The following is a 19,083-nucleotide window of genomic DNA, read 5'->3' as shown; positions in this document are numbered from 1 at the left end:
GTCCCCCTCCTAATCCATAAACAGGAACGGGCGCCAGCTGTCTTCGGTGCGTCCGATGTATTGCTTCAAGAACATGATGTGATTGGGGCGACGAGGCTTGGAGAGTAACTTCATGCCGGCTTCGTCGGGTGTGCGGTTGCCTTTGCGATTGTTGCACCGCACGCAAGCTGCCACTAGATTGTCCCATGTGTCCATGCCACCGCGGGATTTGGGTATAATATGGTCTATTGTGATGTCGAGCGTCTTTTTGCCGCAATATTGGCATCGGTGATTGTCTCGTTTCAGTATGTTTTTGCGAGATAAATCGATCCTTTTGTAGGGCATTTTGATGTAACTGACGAGCTTTATCACGCTTGGATACGGAAATGCTCGGTTGATTGTGCGGATTGATTTGTTAGTGCGTACTTCGACTAATTCGGCTTTGAGGAGATAAATGAGTAGGAATGCTTTTTTGGCTGAGCAAACTGTAATGGGTTCGTAGCTCTGATTGAGAATAAGAACTTTACCGCTGAGACCGTTTGCGGTAGGATATTCTGGTGCTTTGTCGGGCTTGTATGTGACCCGATACTCGTATTCGCTTAGTCTGAGACTGAAGACTTTCTCCTATGATTAGATTTTCAAAAAATATACTTTATCTATAAAGACACAAGTATTGCAAAAAAGTTTCATCCAAAATACGAAAAATTTCTTAATTTTTGATTAATTCGTCACAATCATTTTGTTAAATTGTAATATTTTTGCTTGCAAAGTGTTAAATAGTATATTCAAAAATGAAATTAAGATAAATAAAATGTTGAAATCAAATATCAGAAAAGGTTCGCCACTCACTTTGGGCATACTCGGCGGTGGACAATTAGCTAAAATGCTCGCTTCAGCTGCTTATAGAATGGGGCTGAATGTGGCTGTCATCGAGAATCATGCCCTATCGCCAGCCGGTGACATGACAAAACTCGATTTTTCGTCCGGCTGGGAAGTAACGAGCGAACTCGACGCTTTCATCGAAGCATCGGATATAGTTACTCTTGAGAATGAGTTTATTGACCCAAATATTCTCGAATATATCGAAGCTCGTCGCACGGTGTTTCCATCTTCGGCAACTATGAGGCTTGTTCAAGATAAGCTAATCCAGAAGCAAACTTTCCAAAGTGCGGGATTGCCGGTGCCGAATTTTGTACAACTTGATTCTCTCGAGCAAGCTGTCAATTTCGGAGAAAGCAACGGTTTTCCCTTTGTAATCAAAGCACGAAAGTACGGCTACGACGGTTACGGGAATGCAACCGTTTTTGACAAAGATACGCTTGTCGAAGCTTGGACTCGATTCCACAACGATAAAGTGTCTCGACCTTTGATGGCGGAATCTTTCGTTGATTTTACTAAGGAGCTTGCCGTCATTGTTGTCCGAAACTACAACGGGCAAAAGGAAGTTTACCCTTGTGTCGAAACGGTTCAGTATCGCCATATTTGCCACGAAGTGATTGCTCCTGCGGAAATAAGCGAGAGCATTATGAAAAAGGCTCAACAAATTGCATTGCAAAGTGTCGAATCTATTGATGGAATTGGAGTTTTTGGAGTAGAAATGTTTTTGACGACAGACGGCGACATACTATTGAACGAAATCGCTCCACGACCGCATAATAGCGGGCACTATACTATCGAAGCATGCCAAACATCGCAATTCGAGAATTGTATCCGGGCTGTTTGCAATTTACCTTTGGGTTCTGCAAAGTTGATTGTTCCGGCTGCATGTATGGTTAATTTGCTTGGGCAGATAGACGGGGACGGCACTCCGGACGACGTTCGTGAACTCTTGGGACATTCCAATATTTGGCTTCATTTATACAATAAGAAAAAATCGCGTATTGGGCGGAAGATGGGTCATATCACAGCAGTTGGCAATACGCAAACAGAAGCTATCGGCAGAGCTCGCTCGGCATCAAATGCGATTAGTTGGTGATGTTGTTCAGTAGGGCGAATCAACAGAGTCAGAGTGCAAACTGAAGAGTATTGTGAATTTAAAATGGAAATACTTTCATTTTAACTACTTTTGTAATAATTGAAGATTTAAGAAAAAAAAATGAAAATATTAGGTAACGAACAACATAAAATTATTCATGGAGACGCTTTGGAAGCACTTAAAACGCTTCCGGCAAACTCAATTGACTTAATATTTGCAGACCCGCCATATAATATAGGTAAAAACTTCAATGGATGTATCGAAAAGTGGAATTCTGAAGAAGACTATTTAGAGTGGTGTTATGAGTGGCTTGAATTGTGCATTCAAAAACTAAAACCAAACGGTAGCTTTTATGTTATGACAGCTACTCAGTTTATGCCATTTTTTGATATTTTTCTTCGTGACAGATTAAACATACTATCAAGACTTGTTTGGTATTATGATAGCTCAGGAGTTCAAGCAAAAAAATATTATGGTTCGATGTATGAACCAATTTTGTATTGCGTAAAGGACAAGAACAATTATACATTCAACCCAGACGATATTTTAGTTGAAGCAAAAACCGGGGCAAAACGAAAACTTATAGACTATCGTAAATCTGTGCCCTCAGTTTACAATTCCGAGAAAGTTCCGGGTAACGTTTGGGAATTTTCAAGGGTACGTTATCGTATGGACGAATATGAAAATCACCCTACACAGAAACCCATTGCTTTACTTGAACGAATTATCAAAGCAAGTTCTAATGAAGGTGATTTAGTGTTAGACCCATTTTCGGGAACATTTACTACTTGTTTTGTTGCTAAAGAACTTGGCAGAGATTCAATTGGCATAGAGCTTCAAGACGAATATGTGAAAATTGGTTTACGTAGGTTGCAATTAGCTGAAGAGTTCAGAGGCGAAAAATTGCAAAAGGAAATCAGAACATTTGAAACTGAAAAGATAGCAAACAACAACTCATTTAATTTATTTGAAGAACCAGATGGAAAATATATTCACATCAAACATTAAATCAGTTTTAGAAAAACACTTTGGCAAAAGCGCGGATGATATTTTTGATAAGAGCTTACTTATCCAATATATAAACGAAAAAACTCGTTCTGCGAACAAAGGCTCGAAATCTCGTTCAAGCTTCGCAAATCTATATGCAATCTATGTTATCATTGAGGACTATATCACTAATGGTTACAACCAAAAAGGCGATTATTCAAAATATGAAGGTGCATTGTTCAATAAACTTTTTGCAAGACAAAGAAAACTTCCATTTGGTAGTAAACTCCAAAATCACGCTTTGAACAATAGAGTGAACTCAGAGTTTCAAAAATTTTTTCCCAATTCAGAGTTCATACCAATTCTTCGCAATCATGAATCAAACCGCTATTGGATAAATGAAAACCTTTTGAAAATAAAGGTTGGAAAATCTAAATTCAATATTGCTAAAACGATAATAGATATCATTGACTTGTATTCAAAAACTAAGCAAGATGCCTTTAATCGCTTTGTAAAGTCTTGTGAAGAACTACAAGAAATTAGCGAAACTACCCCAAAAAACATTGAGGAGTTTGTTATTGGCTTGCTTGAACCAAATGTTGATGCAAGATTATTTGAAATCGCAAGCTATTCAATCCTCAAGTACTACTATCACGAACAGAAAATTATTTGGGGTTTTGAAATGGAAACTCTTAATACAGAGAATTTGAAACTTTATAAGACTGGAAGAACCAATGCCAATGATGGTGGAATTGATTTTGTTATGAAACCACTCGGCAGATTTTTTCAAGTTACAGAAACTTTGGACTTCAAAAAGTATTTTCTTGATATTGATAAAATACAAAAGTATCCAATAACTTTTGTAATCAAATCAACCGCCTCGACTCAAGAACTGCTTAATAAAATAAGAGACAACGCTATTAAAACTTATGCAATCAATACTATCGTTGATAAATATATGGATTGTATCGAAGAAGTGATAAATATTCCAACACTTAATACTAGATTTAATGATGCTGTAAAACAAGGTTATCTGACTAAAATTCTTGATGAAATTGTAATTCAGAGCAAAATTGAGTTTAATTATGAAGACACATACGAGGAGGGATAATTATAAAAAGAATATGTGTTTATTTTTAAATTCACCTGTCATTATTAGAATTTCAAATCATTCAATCTTATCAAAAATTGAACATATAGCTGAATCCAATCAATACCCATCCGGCTCGCGGATTATGTCCATCGTTGACAGGAAATGTTGCGTCAGATGGCACTATGTCTTTTAGTGGGTCATGGTCGGTAAAGTCATCAAATATGCCGCCCAACATATAACCCGCTTTCATGTGAATATTCAGTCTGCCTGTTTCGTCGCTGAAAAGTGGATATTCGTATCCCATCGAAAATTCGGTCAATCCAGATAAATGGCTATTATTGATAGATTCGCCGTCCAAATCTCCGGCTAATGGCGTTAAATATGAAAATCCAAACAGCAAACCCTCGAAATGCAATTCGGAGTTGATTTTGAAATATGAAATATTGTGCTTATACTTTGAGTTGTCGCTAAAGTCCTTGATGTTGTAGGAATATGACGAGTAAAAAAGCCCGAATTTCACCCCTAATTCGGTTGTTTCCGACATTGGATAGTAAACGTTGATACCGCCTTCGGGGATTGGGCTGAATGCAATGCCGTTTTGCCTGCCGATTGGAGTTTCCACACCGCTTATAGCTGCACGAAATCCGGCATTGATACCCATTGATAAGGGATAGTTTTCCTGCGATTTGGATACAAATCCCATCACAGGAATTAGAATCATTATGTAAAGTATGAATTTGTTCATATTAAAATATGAGCAAATAAAATGCCATTATTTGGAGGATACTGTAATATTTGGCAAATTATTGATATTCGGTCCATTGGGAAATGTTTTACGATATGCGCCAATCATACTTGCAGCTTCTTCGTTTCGTTTCATCCAAACAAGCATTTCAATTTTTCCAAAGAAAGCCGGCTCGAAGTATTCTGTATCGCTATACTTATTAATTACGGTTTCGTAATATATCATTGCTGATAGTGGACTGTCCATTTTGGTGTATAGCTGTGCAGTAAAATATTCGCGATTGGCGAGCTTATTTCGCAATTCTATGATTTTGCTTGTTGCTTCGGCATATAATGAATCTTCGGGATACAAATATTGAAACTCTTGAAAAGATTCTATGGCTTTCATTGTGTAATCTTGGTCGCGGTCATATGGCGGCGAAAGCTCGTAGAAGCACATTGCATTTTTCATCAGTGCATCTTTTACATGCGGGCTACCGGGATAAATTCTGCGGAGCAAACTGAAATTGAATGCTGCCATGATATACTCTTTACGGCGATAATTGATTTCAGCAATGTGAAATTGGGCATCGTCAGCGTATAAGCTGGCAGGATATTGCAGTTTGATTATCTCGAAATGCGAGGCTGCGTCAAGGTATTTTTCTCTGCCGAATAGTTCCATCGCTCTCGAATATAATTCTTCGGCGGTTCCGGATTCAGGTGGTTTGTTTGAGCCACAGGCTACTACAAGTATCAGCGCTGTAAGACTGATTAGATATTTTAGTTTATTCATTTTCCAAAATTTCATTAAACACAAAGTACAAAATTACCAATAATATGAGTAATATCAATAATCAATGACGAATCAAATTACTTACTTATACAAATTTTCTTTAAAAATCAAAAATTAGTGTAATTGTAGTCGTTTGCGGACTATGTAGCGATTTGAATGAATCTCGATTATATAGAATCCGGGTTTCATGAGCCGTGAATCAATAATTAATTCATGAGTACCTCTTGCAAGAAATCCGTCATGAACCAAAATTTTGTTTACTGCACCGATTTTTTTCAAAGTTATTTTTAGGAAATCATCATGATAGGTCTTGAATACAATTCTATTATTTATAACAACCGGGTCCGGCACGCTATCAACATTTGTATCAGTAGAATCTTGCTGCAAGTAAGTTACGCTATAATGCTCTCCGTAATCATCGTTGTCCCGAGAATTTAAAAGTAAAATTCCGAACAATAGCAATGCCGATATAATATAAATTTGTTTCATACTATACCGACGAGATTATTTACGAATTGTTTCTTAATTGCCGAATTATTTAGACGGAATGAATTTCAGAAGCATTTGTGCAAATGCAGATAAATTTCTTGTTTGCATCCAAATTTTACCGGGTCCTGTATATTCGCAAACCAAACCTTCGCCCGATGCAATGCTCGAAAAGATGCCTTTTGAAGCTTTTTTAATAGTATAGTGTACAGATTCTTCGAATGCGACGATATGCCCTGTGTCCACAATGAAAGTTTCGCCATGTCCAAGAGTTCTTTCAATTACTGCACCATAAGAACCGAAGAATACATCACCTGTTCCGGAGATCTCTTGCAGAAACAATCCCTCGCCGGAAATCATAGCTTTGAATGAGCCTCTGGTGGAAATTGTCAAATCCGGTGTACCTGCCAAATAGGCGCCGCCTTGGGCATAGATTTTACCGTTCAATTTTGTGTGGATTATATCGCCAATCGCTCCAGGAGCGAGCCATAATTCGCCGGATTTTGTGTGGCAAACGTATAGTGACGCAAAAAAGGATTCGCCACCGACAGCAGCTTTGATTGACCCAAGAATTCCTTTGCCGGTTGTCTTAGCTTGAAGTTCAATATTGGATGACATTGCAATCATTGCTCCTGCTTCGGCTCTATAAGTTTCAGCAGGTTCGAGCATGATTTTTAGAACCGAGAAAGTCGGCTTTTGTAGAATTTCAAATTGCATAAGAATCTCCGCCTATTGTTGATGAAGAAATCAGTATATCTATGAATTGTTAGATTTATTATGCTCGAAAATCAGCTGTCCAACTTTGTAATCGAATGGAGTTGTTATTTTGATATTGCTGTCCTCGCCATCGACGACTGTAACTTTATATCCCAAGAATTCAACCAAAGCCGCTGAATCGCTTCCAATGAAGCCTGCTTTGGCTGCATTATCATAAGCATTTCGGATAATGTCATTCCAATATCCTTGTGGGGTCTGAATCAAAGCGAGTTTGCTTCTGTCTAAAGTCTTTACGACCATGCCTTTTTTCGATACTTCTTTTACAGTTTCTCTTGCACTAATAGCCGGAATAGCTGCACCTGTTTCTTCTGCGGTTTCGATTATAGTCCGAACGAGTTTTGGCGAACAAAAGGGACGGACAGCGTCATGCACAAGTATCAAATCTGCCGCTTCGACTGATTTTGTATGTAGTGCATTATGGACAGAGTGCTGCCTTTCAGTTCCACCAATTATGATGTCTTTGACTTTGCTCAAGGAATATTTTTCTACTAATTCCTTAGTAAAAGTGTACCATTCATTATGTACAGGTATTACGATTGATTCTACTTCTTCAATCGAATCGAATAATCTGATAGTTTGGACAATTATTGGCACCCCAACAAATTCGATGAATTGTTTTGGGCGGTCTGCTCCGAATCTTTTTCCGATTCCACCTGCCGGTATTATTATTGTTGTTTTCAATACTTTTTTCAATTTTGATTTTAAATAATCTCTAAAATAAGAAAGAAAAAGGTAAGAATTGTTATAAATATTCGTTTAAAAATAATCTATCTTTGATATCGGTATTTTTCCGAAACTGACATCGGACGTACCAATCTGAAATCGCCAAATCCGCTATTATCAACAAATAAAAAGTCTCGATTGTTGCCATATAGCCATCGTTCGTAGTTTTTGTTGTCACCATAACCGGACTGTCTATCTGCCGACATCGGAGGTCCAAAAATAATGTAAACCATGCCCATATCAGTCATCCAACCCTCGGTATAGGATTTGAATGTATTATTTGCAAAATTGATGCGATTGTAGTATTCATCGAATGCTTCATTTCGTTCAGTACCCGGTGATGGGTCACGTTCTTTCCAAAACTGGGTAAATCTTTTTTGGCGTTCTGCTTCTGTCTCGCCGGAATTAATATATTGTAACTCATTTTGATAAGCTACATACCGCAATTGTCTAATTGCCAGATTCAAATCGGAGAGTACCGTTCCTGCAACTGATTGGGTGTAATTAATCGAACGTTGTGTAACGGCTAAATAATTTTCTTCGGAAAAAACGGCACTATCGAGTGCATTCATTGCGATTAATCGGAAAGTATAGGTTCCTGAAACAAGCTCTTCAATTTGCGGAATTTTGATAAAGTGGCGTGAAGCTCCGGTTTGAATTTGCCGTCTTATGGGGTCACTGTAAATCATTTTTTTCTGGTTTGCATCAAGCACTTCCCAGACAAAATCAACTTCAGCTCGTGATTCAATTTGATTGTATGTTTCAAAAAACACAAAAAAACCATCGTCTAAATTGCCAATATGGTCGGAAACATGAGGAGTAATCTTATATTTGCCACCAATTTCTTCAATAGAGCTGACTAATAGCAATCCACTTAACGAAAAATCGAAAGAATCGAAGTCGAGCACTGTCACTACGCGTGATTTTTCATATTCAGTGTTGTTGAATTTATCAATAATTATGACACTCACCCTATATTTGCCGGCAGGGAGCGTGAAAATTGTCTGAGTAAAGTCGAATGCAGCAGTGCCACCTTGAGTTATATAATAGTCCGTTTCGTTGAGTACGCGTTCTTTCTTAGATGTTGTGATATTGATGCCGGCTTCATCGGCTATGTCTATAATAATATCATATGCAGCTCTAAATACAGCACCGTCTTTTTCAAAATTGAGATTTTCATATGGCAAGACTGTATAAACGTCAACTCGTCCCAAATTCATTTCAGCATCGCGAAAAACTACAGCATCAAAATAGAATCTGTCGCCCGAAATATTTCTTGTAGAGCTGATTTGACCATATGCATCAAATGAAGCAAAAATCAAAATGAACAAGTATAATTTTAGATTTCTCATGTTATCAGTGTTGTTTGTTGTCTATTTAAGACATTTTTCAAATTTAATAATCAAATTATCGCCATTAATCAACTAATTTTGACCAGCCTTGCCCCAAAAGCACCATCCATCCCGGTGATATGTGGCAACGATACATAGAATCCGTCTTTACAAAGGCTTTTGTCAATGTGGTTTTCAGCATTGTCGAGAACGAATTCAGGATGTTGCTCCAAAAACCAACGAACATTTTCTTCATTTTCTTCAGGTTCGGTAGTGCAAGTAGAGTAAAGCAATACACCACCCGCTTTGACGAGTTTTCCGGCATTTTCGAGAATATTTCGTTGAAGTACTACCATTTTCGTGATTTCTTCCGGTTCACGTTTCCATTTTATATCAGGTTTTTTGGAAATAGTGCCTAATCCCGAACACGGAACATCGGCTATCACCATATCGGCTAGTTCTTCGGTAGAATATTCGATTGCATCGCCTGTGTCACATTTTATAATGTTGATTGCGAGCCTTTCGGCACCTTCGTTGATAAAACGCAATTTAGATTCATGCTTATCTAAGGCAACAATTTTGCCTTCGTTTTGCATCAATTCAGCAAGTATAAATGATTTACCACCCGGTGCAGCACACAAATCAATTACGAAATCTCCGGCTTTGGGATTGGCGAGTTGGGCTACAATTGCAGCAGCAGGGTCTTGAATAGTGATTTTACCTGAACGGAAGAGGTCGGAAGCTGTTAAATCGTATTTGGGCGAGTCCAACAAAAGTGAGCTTTCATTATACTCGCACAAACGAAATGACACATTATGCTGCTCAAAAATAGTTCTGATTTCCTCAGGATTGCTTAGCAAATTGTTGACTCTGACAGCCACGTATGGACGTTGGTTGTTGGCGTCGAGTAATTTTTCGCCTTCTCGTAGTCCATAACGTTCAATCCAGCGTTTTGTCATCCATTTAGGGTGCGAAAACATCACGGAAATGAAATAAATTTCATCGTCGCCGCGTTCCGGATAACGAATATTATCAAGGTTACGGGCAATGTTTCTTAAGACACCATTTACGATTGCTGCCGTTTTTTCGCCCTGAATTGTTTTGACAATCTCTACGGACTCATTGATAGCAGCCGGTATAGGGATTCGGTTCAAAAACATGATTTGATAAACTGCAATTCTCATCGCATTTTTGACTAAATTCAGACATTTTTGATAATCGCCGTGATAAAATCCGGTCAAAATCCAGTCCAATTTCCCTCGCCATCTTATCACTCCGTTTATAATTTCGGTCATCAAAGCTTTGTCTTGGCTCGATAGAGATTCGTTCCTTAGTTCGTGTGACAGCAGCTTATCAATATATGAATCACTCCTGTCATATCTGTTCAGTAGCTTGACTGCAAGGTATCGTGCGGTGTTTTGTATTGTTCTTTCTTCGATTTTTTCCATCGAGTCTGCAACTTTTTCCATAATAAATAAATAATAAGATAGTTAATACATTATATTAAAACTTAATTACGTTGAGAGATATGAACTTATTGTTAAAGACCCTAATGATAGTGATTATGGTGTCACTTTCATCAACCACCAAAGCCATTTCGCAAATTCAGGCATCGCCAATTCAACCCGAAAAGCTATTCAATTACTATCAGCTTGGTGTGGTAATAGGTTTGGGGCAAAATTTCCAATCCGGTAAATACTTTGTAGAGTGCGACGATTGCATTTTCGAAGACGGCGTCAAATTTGGCTATACCATTGGATTGAACTACGAATACAACATTGACGAGATGTTCAACGTGGGAATCATGGGGCTTTTCGATGATTTCGGCTTGAAAAACTCCTTCGTTGAAAACGAAAAACTTAACGTAAGTTCTGAGGATGGCACCTACAACGAAATCATTTCCGTTCCCTTTCGGCATACCGCTGAGTCTAAGTTCACATCATTCTCGATTATGCCACATCTAAAGTTTCATCCTGCCAAATTTGTATTTTTCGATTTGGGGTTCAGCATGGGTTTCCCGTTAAGCTCGAATATCAAACACGAAAAGGAGCTCATCAAAACTACCGCTCGGCTTAGTAATGGTGCTATTGTGGACATAACTATTGATGGAACTCAAGAAACGAAAGTTGTTATCGAGGACAATGAATTTCCTGAAGTAAATCAGCCCCAATTTAGCATTGTACCTATGCTTGGGTTCAATTTCGTAGTCAATAACAAGATGTTCCTGCGTCCATTCTTCATGTACAGGTTGCCAATTTCGAATTATTCTGAAAGAGGTGAGAATTTTATGGTAAATTCTTGGCGTATCATGTTCGAATTTAGCCTAAAATTGTGAAAATCGAAACAAAATAGCACTTTTTTTAAGAAAAATTCATTTTTTTCAAGAAAAACTTTGCGAATTAATTCCAATTGCTGTAATTTATACTTTTTTAAATGCAAATTCTTAAAATATTTTCTAAGAAATTGCATAAATGAAAATTGAATTTTTAAGAATGCCGTACTGATGCGGATATGTTGATGAAGACATTGATTGTAATAAAAAAATATTTTATTAGTTAACAAAAGGTAGGTATTATGCATAGTTTCAACTACAGAGCCTTATGGATTATTTTGGCTTATTTTCTAATCGGTTCTATGACTTTGAAATCCCAAAGTATGGAATTTACAGAATCTGTATTAGCTTATAATATGGGAGAAGCATATCTTATGAGTGCCGAGATAGTAAATAGCCCGTCTCAACAAGGCGGTATCATTGATAACCAGAGAATTCGAATTATTAACTTAGGTCCAATTATTAATCATGCCGGGGCAGATTATGCACCAACAATTAGTGCAGACGGCAGAACCTTATTTTATGTATCAAACAGACCCGGAAGTAGATTGAACGAAGAAGGTAAACCTTCGCATGATTTTTGGGCTGCTAAAAAGGGCGATAGGCTCGATACAGTATTTTCTGCTCCTTATAATATTGATACGATTACCGGTCTCGGTTACTTGAATGTAAATACCGAGTTCAACGAAGGGGTCGCCTCGATAGCCGCAGATAGACAAACTCTGTATTTCACAGCTTGTAACCGTCCTGACGGATTAGGTTCGTGCGATATTTATCGTTCAATCATTGATGGTGACAAATGGGGTCGCCCCATTAATTTAGGTAAAAATGTAAACTCAGACAATTTTGATTCTCAACCATCAATCTCTCCTGACCAACGAAGATTGTATTTCGTCTCCTCTCGTAAAGGTCCTAATAGTAATGGTAAGCCAATTTTGAAAAATATGGATATCTGGTATTGCGATTGGGATGATGATAACGAAGAATGGCTTCCTGCCAAAAACTTGGAAGAAATCAATACAAGCGGTACCGAATATTCGCCATTTATTGCAGCAGATAACTCAACCCTCTTCTTTTCTTCTGACGGACATCGTCCAAATTATGGTGGATTAGATTTTTACGTTTCACGTAAAGATGAAGTTACCGGCAAATTTGGCAAGCCTGAAAACTTAGGCGACCAACTTAATACTAAAGAAGATGAAATGTTCATTACATTGCCGGCTTCCGGTGACGTACTATACTTCTCTTCTCGTCGTACTGATTTGCCGGGTTACCAAGGCGGTCTCGACGTATTTATGGCTTTTGTGCCTTCATTCTTCAAAGCGATGAATTTGATCACAACTGTCGTTGATGAATGTTCGCAAGAATTCATCCCTGCTACAATAACAGTTAAAAATCCATTAACAGCAAGGTCTGTCAATGATAGTGTAACTAACTTCCGCAAAGAACATGAATTGATTATTTCAAATCAAGATTATGGCAATCCTAAAGATTCGTTGCCATATGTTGACTTAGAAGTAACTGCTTTCAATCCAAGATATGGTACAAAAACTGTAGTGCAAAGAGTTGAACGCCCGGGTATCACTGAAGACCCGGACGAAGTAAACCGTCCTGACGAAGTACGACTTACAATTACATTAGGTCAAAGACCCGAATTAGAAGCTGACGTTGACGAGCCTGAATACATTCGAATGGTCAAAGCTTCGCAACCACAGTTAGCGTCTTTCAGAGGTCTTGTAATGAAAGAAACAAAGACTTGGAACCTCTATCCGCTTCTTAACTATGTGTTCTTCGAGCCAGGAAGTTCGGAAATTCCGGAAAGATATATTTTATTAGATTCGTATGACCAAACAGGAATTTTTACCGACACAACAATCTTAGGCGGTACTCTCGACAAGTATTATCACGTAATGAATATTTATGGTTATAGACTTACAAATAACCCTAATGCAAAAATCGAAATCGTCGGAACTATTGATATGGAAGTGGAAAAAGATGTAAAACTTGCCGTAGCCCGTGCTCAACAAGTTTACAACTATTTCAGAGATGTTTGGAAAATTGACGAATCGCGTATGACTCTCGGCAAACATGGCAAACCCGCACACCCGACAAGTACAAGAATTGACAGTATCGGTGTCCAAGAAAACCGACGTGTCGAAATCAGATGTACTGATTGGGAGGTAGTAAAGCCCGTATTTGACGTCGGTTCGATCACTGAACCTCAACCACGCACAATGAATTGGAAAATGAAAAATGGCATCGAAGACCAACTTGTTGCAAAGCGAAGAATTGAAATTACCAGAAACAATCAAAACTGGCGTACTTTGACTGATGTCGGATTGACTGATGAGCAAGTAAATTGGAATTGGACAAATATGGCTCGCGAATATCCTACAGATGAAGTATCTTACACCGCTCAATTAGTTATCACAACACAAACAGGTGCCGAATGTAAATCAGACCCCGTTACAATTCCTGTTATGCAAGTATCATCTACAAGAATGGTCACCGAAGGTACGATTGATACAACACGTGAAACCTACAACTTGATTCTTTTCCCATTTGATTCGGATAATGCCGGACCAATCAACTCCCGTATCATGGAAGAATATGTTTACGAAAGATGTCGTCCATCTTCAGTTATTGATGTTATCGGTCATACAGATATTGTTGGTATGTACGACCACAATAAGAAACTTTCTGAAAGAAGGTCCAGTTTTGTTAGAAATGGGATTAACAAACAAACAGGTGGCAAATATCATACTTTGACAAGCAATGGTGTCGGTGAGGAAGACCCACTTTATTCGAACGATTTGCCCGAAGGACGATTTTATAATCGAACTGTTCAGGTCATTGTAAGAACTCCACTTACAGAATATGAAGGCGAATATTAATAGAACTCGAAAATTTTTTTCAAAATGGCAACTTTTTTTTCAAAGTTGCCATTTTTTTTTGCATCTCAAAATGCAGTCCTAATCATCATTTACAAAAATATAAAGTTATTCTTGACTAAAAATTTAAAAAAAAAATGAAATTTTTCATAAAAAGGGTGTGACAAAATCGATTTTCAATTGTTTATACATAATAGAGAGGTACAAAATGTTATTTGAATTGTAGTTTTTGGGGCATGAATTGAAAAAGAATTTTACAAAAAAAAAGATTTATGAACATAATTTAATTGAATATTACACAATAGTTTATTAATTTAATAGTTACGAAAAATAGAAATCAAAAAATTGTTTTTTTATAATTAACTTTTATGAGGTACAAATGAAGAATTTACTAAACAAGTTTGCAATCTTGCTACTTGGTTTCGTTCTGATAGGAACGATGAATATAGCGGCACATGCGGATGAAGCCGGTGTTGATGATATCAAGTCCAATCTGCCACAATTACTAAACTCGAACAATGCCGGTACATTGTTCTGGATTACATTCCACCCTTGTTGGGAAACTGGCGGTTCGAACAACGCACTCCGTATTTATGTATCTTCTGCAGTTGCAACAACAGTAACTTTGGAGATACCGGGATTGGCAATTTTTAGACAAAAAGTAACCATCCCGAATGACGTTATTGAGTTTATACTATCACCAACTGAAGGTCAACCTTATACGAAGACTGACAGAGTAGAACCGCAACCCGCTCAGGTATTTGAGGGTAGAGCTATAAAAGTATCTGCTGATTATCCGATTATTGTTTATGGTGTTACCAGATTCCAACATACTTCAGACGGCTATTTAGCGTTGCCTGTTAGTTCTTTGGGTCAAAAATATCAGGTTGCTTCTTACGAAGACCCTACTAACAATACATTTCAATGGTTGTCATCATATACTAGTATTGTAGGTGTTTATGATAATACCAAAGTAACATTTCGTCTTGGTGGCTTCGAAAACGCGAGGGTACCACTTTTAGATGGTTCTGAACTCAGAGCAAATGAAGTTATTAGACACACATTAAACGAAGGTGACGTTTGGTTAATACCTGGTATAGGAGCTTTCAATGACCTAACCGGCAGTACAATTAATGCTACAAAACCTGTTAACGTACTCTCCGGCAGTTTCTGCGCCTATATCCCATCATTTACACCTGCTTGCGACTTTATTATTGAACAGGAATTGCCCGAAAATGTTTGGGGTAAAAAGTACCACGTCACACCAATTCAAGGCAGAAAAAAATATGCGATTATAAAAATCTTTGCTAAAAAACCTATGACGCAGTACTTTTTCGATGGATTACCTTCAGGTACAATTCAAAGTGCCGGTGGTCTGAGAGAAAGAGGTTGGATGGAAACTCGTACAGGAGCTGATGAATTTCCGCGTCCTGTCGTAGTCTCATCTAATGAAGCTATCAACGTTGTGCAATTCAATCCGGGCCAAAATGATGATGGCGTTGAAAATGACCCCTTCCAATTGCAACTTTCACCACTGCAACAATATCAAACAGAAATCGTATTCAACACCCCCGGTATTCGTGGTGGGTTTGGATTCAAAGATAATTTTATAAACTTAGTTTATAAAGCAACTATTGATGGTGGTATGCCGCAGGATATCGAAATAGCTGAAGTTATTGACGGGCAATTCAGATGGATTCCACTTGAAGCATTTTCCGGTAATCCGGGAACTCCTTTTAATGATTACGATGAAGACGGAAGAAGATACTATTCAAAAGCTATCAAATTGTTATATGACGGTGTTTACAAACTACGCGCAAATGACCCATTCGTAGCTTATGCTTATGGTTATGACTGGTATGACTCATATGGTTTCCCGACTTCAGTCGCAACGGCTGACCTTGAATCACCTGATACATTAGCTCCTTATATCACTTTCCAACAAGACTGCTCCGGTGATGTTGCGGGCGAAGTCATTGACGAACCGCGTATTGACCCGGAAAACCGTGCTAATCTTGGACTAATCTATATGGACATTAGCCAAAGCTTTAATTACGATTTCAAAGTCGAACCTTATACAATAGGTATATCGCCAAGAACAACTTGGACTCTTATTGTTAAGGAGCCTACTTTGAATGCCCGTGCACACCTTGTATTTACCGATAGAGTGGGTAATCGTAAAGATACTGTTATCGAACATTACGCTATTAGCCCTACCTTGGCGCCATATTACGAACATTATGGAACTTTCAAACTCGAAAATCCTCCTGCAACTGAAACAAGAACATTCACTTTACGTAACGAAGGTGACACAGATATTGGAAATCGTTATAGAATTTATGTAACTCTTGATTCAAAAATAAAAGAAGAAAAACCAAGCGACATTTTCGGATATCAAAACTTCGATTTGATTGGGTTGGAAAATGTAAACTTAGCACCATTGGCTGTAGGTCAAGAAGTGAAATTTGACGTAACCTTTACTGCAAATGAAGAAGGACATTTCAAGGATTCAGTAGGTGTTCTTGTAATTGATAATTCAACCGGCGACACTTGCGTATTTACATACTTCGCTTTAGTTGAAGCATTCATCGGCAATCCTTATATCAATGCTACTGACCATGATTTCGATTTACAAGTCGTTAATTCCCGCTCCAATACTGTTGATTTGGTTTTAGAGAATCCGAATGTTGGTGCTTATAAAGCAACTACTTCTTTGAAAATCACAGGAATTGAATTGACAGACGGAATCGGTATCAAAGGTACTGATGAAATTTTTGAATTCGAGATGCCCGATTTCGACCTTAGTACACTAAGTGAATCGAATCCGTTAATCCTCAAAATCGGGGAAGTGAAGACTATTAGAGTTAGTTTCAAACCTGCTATGGTTCAAGACTACACTGCTTCAATCACTTGGATAGCCGATACTCAAATTCCTGACCATATTACTGAACTTAAAGGTCGCGGTATCCAACCCGGTTTGATAGTAAACAGTGAAGATTGGCAAGAACGTCTCGTTGACCCGAATTCATATATCCAAAAAGGCGGAGCTTATGCTTTTGCACCATACCCATCAGCAAACAATGCTATTACTTTAGAAAACAATGGAACTGCTGAAGTTACTATTACAAGTGTTACTATCGTTGAAAATGTCAACGGTGAAGCATTTAAGACTTCTGATGGTCGTAGTTTGACTGACCCGGGCGTTTTAGCAAGTATTTTCAACAGAAGAATTAATCCTAATTCTAATTTTACTGAATTGATTTCTTTCCATCCGACTACTAACGGTGACCATCGTTTGGTATTGACTTTCAATAGCAATGCTCCGGATGACCCGACAAGTACTTTACGCGGTATTGGCGTGTTCCCACGCACAAGCACTGAGGACTTTGATTTCGGTCATATGATTGTCGGTACTGCTAAGAAAACAGGTTCGGTTAGATTCACAAACAATGTTTGGGAAAATGACCACGATGTTGTTATTACAGATTTCGTAACTAATACAGTTGGCGGTGCTACATTCTCAGAATTTGGCGGCAACGGTATTTTCCGTTGGGACCGCAACGGTATGACAGACCAAAATGGTAATGCAGTTAGCTTCCCAATAACTTTAGAACCGGGCGAATTTATAAACGTTCCGGGTGAATTTGAAGCAACTCTTCAAGGCAATTTCGAAGTAAGCTTGACTACAGTTTCTGATTCAGAAGTTGAAGTAACTTCAGTTTGGACAGGTACTGCAGAAGTCGAAGGTTCGAGTATGCAACCTGCTACAGCAGTTACTTGTATTAACCGCCCGATTCTTATGAGAGCATCAATTACTAACGAAGGTTCCGAACCTCTCGATGTAACTGACTTGAAAATTGCAGATGCAGGTGGAAATGATGGCGGAAGTTCTCAAAACTTCGAAATTTTGACTGCTACTCCTTTTACTTTAGCACCGGGGCAAACAATGGAAATCGAAATTGTGTTTACTCCGAATGCTGCTTACAATAATGGTGTATTTTATTTGACAGCTTTTACTTCTTCAACTACCAAGCCTGAAGACGAAACAACTTTGACAGTTACTGCTACATCAGACGAACTCTTGAGTAGAGGCTTAATATCAAGAGGTAACAATCAAGGTACTCAAACTGAAATCAATGTTGCACCGGGTGATAAAGAAGCTATCGGATACTCTGTTTATATCCAAAGCGATAAAGCAGTACGCAGCAGTAATAATACAGAATTCACAGTTGAAGTTACATTCAACAAGGACTTCTTAGGAATTAACAAGCTCGCCGGAAACCAACAAGCAAATATTAAAGTTGGTGATGATTTTGCTGGCATGGGCTATATCATTACAGGTACAACGTACTCATTCAATCCTATTAGCAATCGTGAAACTGCCCGCATTACAATGCAAGGTACTCAAGATTTGTCAACTAACTTTAATCGTGACCTCGAAATGATTCGAATAGTTTTTGACTCATACCTTCCTATCTATTCAACTGCCGATGGCGACCTTGTTGTAAAGAATAAAGAAGCAACTATCGAACATACTATCTTAGAAGATGACCATTGTGTAAGCTTCAATTATGCTTATTGCAAAGTCACTTTGGATGAAGTTTGTGTTGACTTTATGCGTCCGATTCAAATTTCAGCTACTAAATACAACTTGGGTCAAGTTAATCCTAACCCGGTTGGCAGCGAAGGCGCTGACATTGTATTCGCAGTAGGTGGACGTAATATCCCGACTGAAATCAGATTGTACAATGCACAAAGTGAATTAGTATCAGTACCATTCTCAGGCGTTTTGAATAGCGGTGAATATACTGTTCGCATTCCGGTCGAAGAACTTTCAAGTGGCGTTTACTTCTACGAAATGGTAAGCGGTCCGTTCAAAGACACCAAGAAAATGATTATCGTTAAATAATCTGCTTTTCTTAACTATTTTAAGCTGTCCTTATTATGGGACAGCTTTTTTTTTATCCAAAATTTAAGATAAAAGCAAGTAAGA

General features: G+C 38.2%; 14 protein-coding genes. 6 read left to right on the top strand and 8 right to left on the bottom strand.

Features of this window, described 5'->3' with window-relative positions; translation table 11 throughout:
- Nucleotides 1-9: 9 nt before the first annotated feature.
- Nucleotides 10-495 (bottom strand): HNH endonuclease, encoded by a 486-nt coding sequence (locus tag M9949_01675; GenBank protein MCO5250112.1) that lies wholly within the window; start codon nt 493-495, stop codon nt 10-12.
- A 295-nt stretch (nt 496-790) separates the two neighbouring features.
- Between M9949_01675 and M9949_01670 the strand changes: the two genes are divergently transcribed.
- The 3 genes from M9949_01670 to M9949_01660 all read left to right on the top strand — a co-directional run bounded on the left by M9949_01670 (nt 791) and on the right by M9949_01660 (nt 4,052).
- Nucleotides 791-1,954 (top strand): 5-(carboxyamino)imidazole ribonucleotide synthase, encoded by a 1,164-nt coding sequence (locus tag M9949_01670; protein MCO5250111.1) that lies wholly within the window; start codon nt 791-793, stop codon nt 1,952-1,954.
- A 120-nt stretch (nt 1,955-2,074) separates the two neighbouring features.
- Entirely contained in the window at nt 2,075-2,962 is an 888-nt protein-coding gene (gene yhdJ, locus M9949_01665) for an adenine-specific DNA-methyltransferase (GenBank protein MCO5250110.1), read from the top strand.
- Nucleotides 2,934-4,052, top strand: coding sequence for a restriction endonuclease (locus tag M9949_01660; GenBank protein MCO5250109.1), 1,119 nt, complete (start codon nt 2,934-2,936; stop codon nt 4,050-4,052). Before yhdJ ends, M9949_01660 begins: the two co-directional genes overlap by 29 nt.
- Nucleotides 4,053-4,122: 70 nt before the next feature.
- Here the strand turns inward: M9949_01660 and M9949_01655 are convergent, their stop codons facing one another.
- The 7 genes from M9949_01655 to rsmB all read right to left on the bottom strand — a co-directional run bounded on the left by M9949_01655 (nt 4,123) and on the right by rsmB (nt 10,315).
- Nucleotides 4,123-4,779 carry a hypothetical protein gene (locus M9949_01655; protein MCO5250108.1) on the bottom strand — a complete coding sequence of 219 codons (657 nt, stop codon included), beginning with the start codon at nt 4,777-4,779 and terminating at the stop codon, nt 4,123-4,125.
- 27 nt (nt 4,780-4,806) lie between these two features.
- The gene (gene bamD, locus M9949_01650) at nt 4,807-5,550 is read right to left on the bottom strand and encodes an outer membrane protein assembly factor BamD (GenBank protein MCO5250107.1); all 744 of its coding nucleotides are present in this window, start codon (nt 5,548-5,550) and stop codon (nt 4,807-4,809) included.
- Between the two features lie 114 nt (nt 5,551-5,664).
- Entirely contained in the window at nt 5,665-6,039 is a 375-nt protein-coding gene (locus M9949_01645; GenBank protein ID MCO5250106.1) for a hypothetical protein, read from the bottom strand.
- Nucleotides 6,040-6,084: 45 nt separating this feature from the next.
- Complete coding sequence (locus M9949_01640; protein MCO5250105.1) at nt 6,085-6,753, bottom strand: TIGR00266 family protein; 669 nt, start codon at nt 6,751-6,753, stop codon at nt 6,085-6,087.
- Nucleotides 6,754-6,792: 39 nt separating this feature from the next.
- Nucleotides 6,793-7,494, bottom strand: a complete 702-nt coding sequence (ispD, locus tag M9949_01635; GenBank protein MCO5250104.1) for a 2-C-methyl-D-erythritol 4-phosphate cytidylyltransferase — start codon at nt 7,492-7,494, stop codon at nt 6,793-6,795.
- 86 nt (nt 7,495-7,580) lie between these two features.
- Nucleotides 7,581-8,888 (bottom strand): GWxTD domain-containing protein, encoded by a 1,308-nt coding sequence (locus tag M9949_01630; protein ID MCO5250103.1) that lies wholly within the window; start codon nt 8,886-8,888, stop codon nt 7,581-7,583.
- A 68-nt stretch (nt 8,889-8,956) separates the two neighbouring features.
- A complete protein-coding gene (rsmB, locus tag M9949_01625) occupies nt 8,957-10,315 on the bottom strand; it encodes a 16S rRNA (cytosine(967)-C(5))-methyltransferase RsmB (protein ID MCO5250102.1) in 1,359 nt (452 codons plus the stop codon).
- A gap of 80 nt (nt 10,316-10,395) precedes the next feature.
- On the opposite strand from rsmB, the gene M9949_01620 reads away from it, so the two are divergent.
- The 3 genes from M9949_01620 (at nt 10,396) to M9949_01610 (ending at nt 18,999) form a co-directional block, all read left to right on the top strand.
- Nucleotides 10,396-11,202: a hypothetical protein gene (locus tag M9949_01620; GenBank protein ID MCO5250101.1), complete on the top strand. Its 807-nt coding sequence runs from the start codon at nt 10,396-10,398 to the stop codon at nt 11,200-11,202.
- 239 nt (nt 11,203-11,441) lie between these two features.
- Nucleotides 11,442-14,093 carry an OmpA family protein gene (locus M9949_01615; GenBank protein ID MCO5250100.1) on the top strand — a complete coding sequence of 884 codons (2,652 nt, stop codon included), beginning with the start codon at nt 11,442-11,444 and terminating at the stop codon, nt 14,091-14,093.
- Nucleotides 14,094-14,469: 376 nt separating this feature from the next.
- A complete protein-coding gene (locus M9949_01610) occupies nt 14,470-18,999 on the top strand; it encodes a hypothetical protein (protein ID MCO5250099.1) in 4,530 nt (1,509 codons plus the stop codon).
- Nucleotides 19,000-19,083 lie beyond the last annotated feature (84 nt).

Origin of the sequence: Candidatus Kapaibacterium sp., assembly GCA_023957315.1 — a bacterium.
Lineage (GTDB): Bacteria > Bacteroidota > Ignavibacteria > Kapaibacteriales > UBA2268 > PGYU01.
Note: the sequence above shows the minus strand (reverse complement) of the source record. Positions and strands in the feature narration are given on the sequence as shown.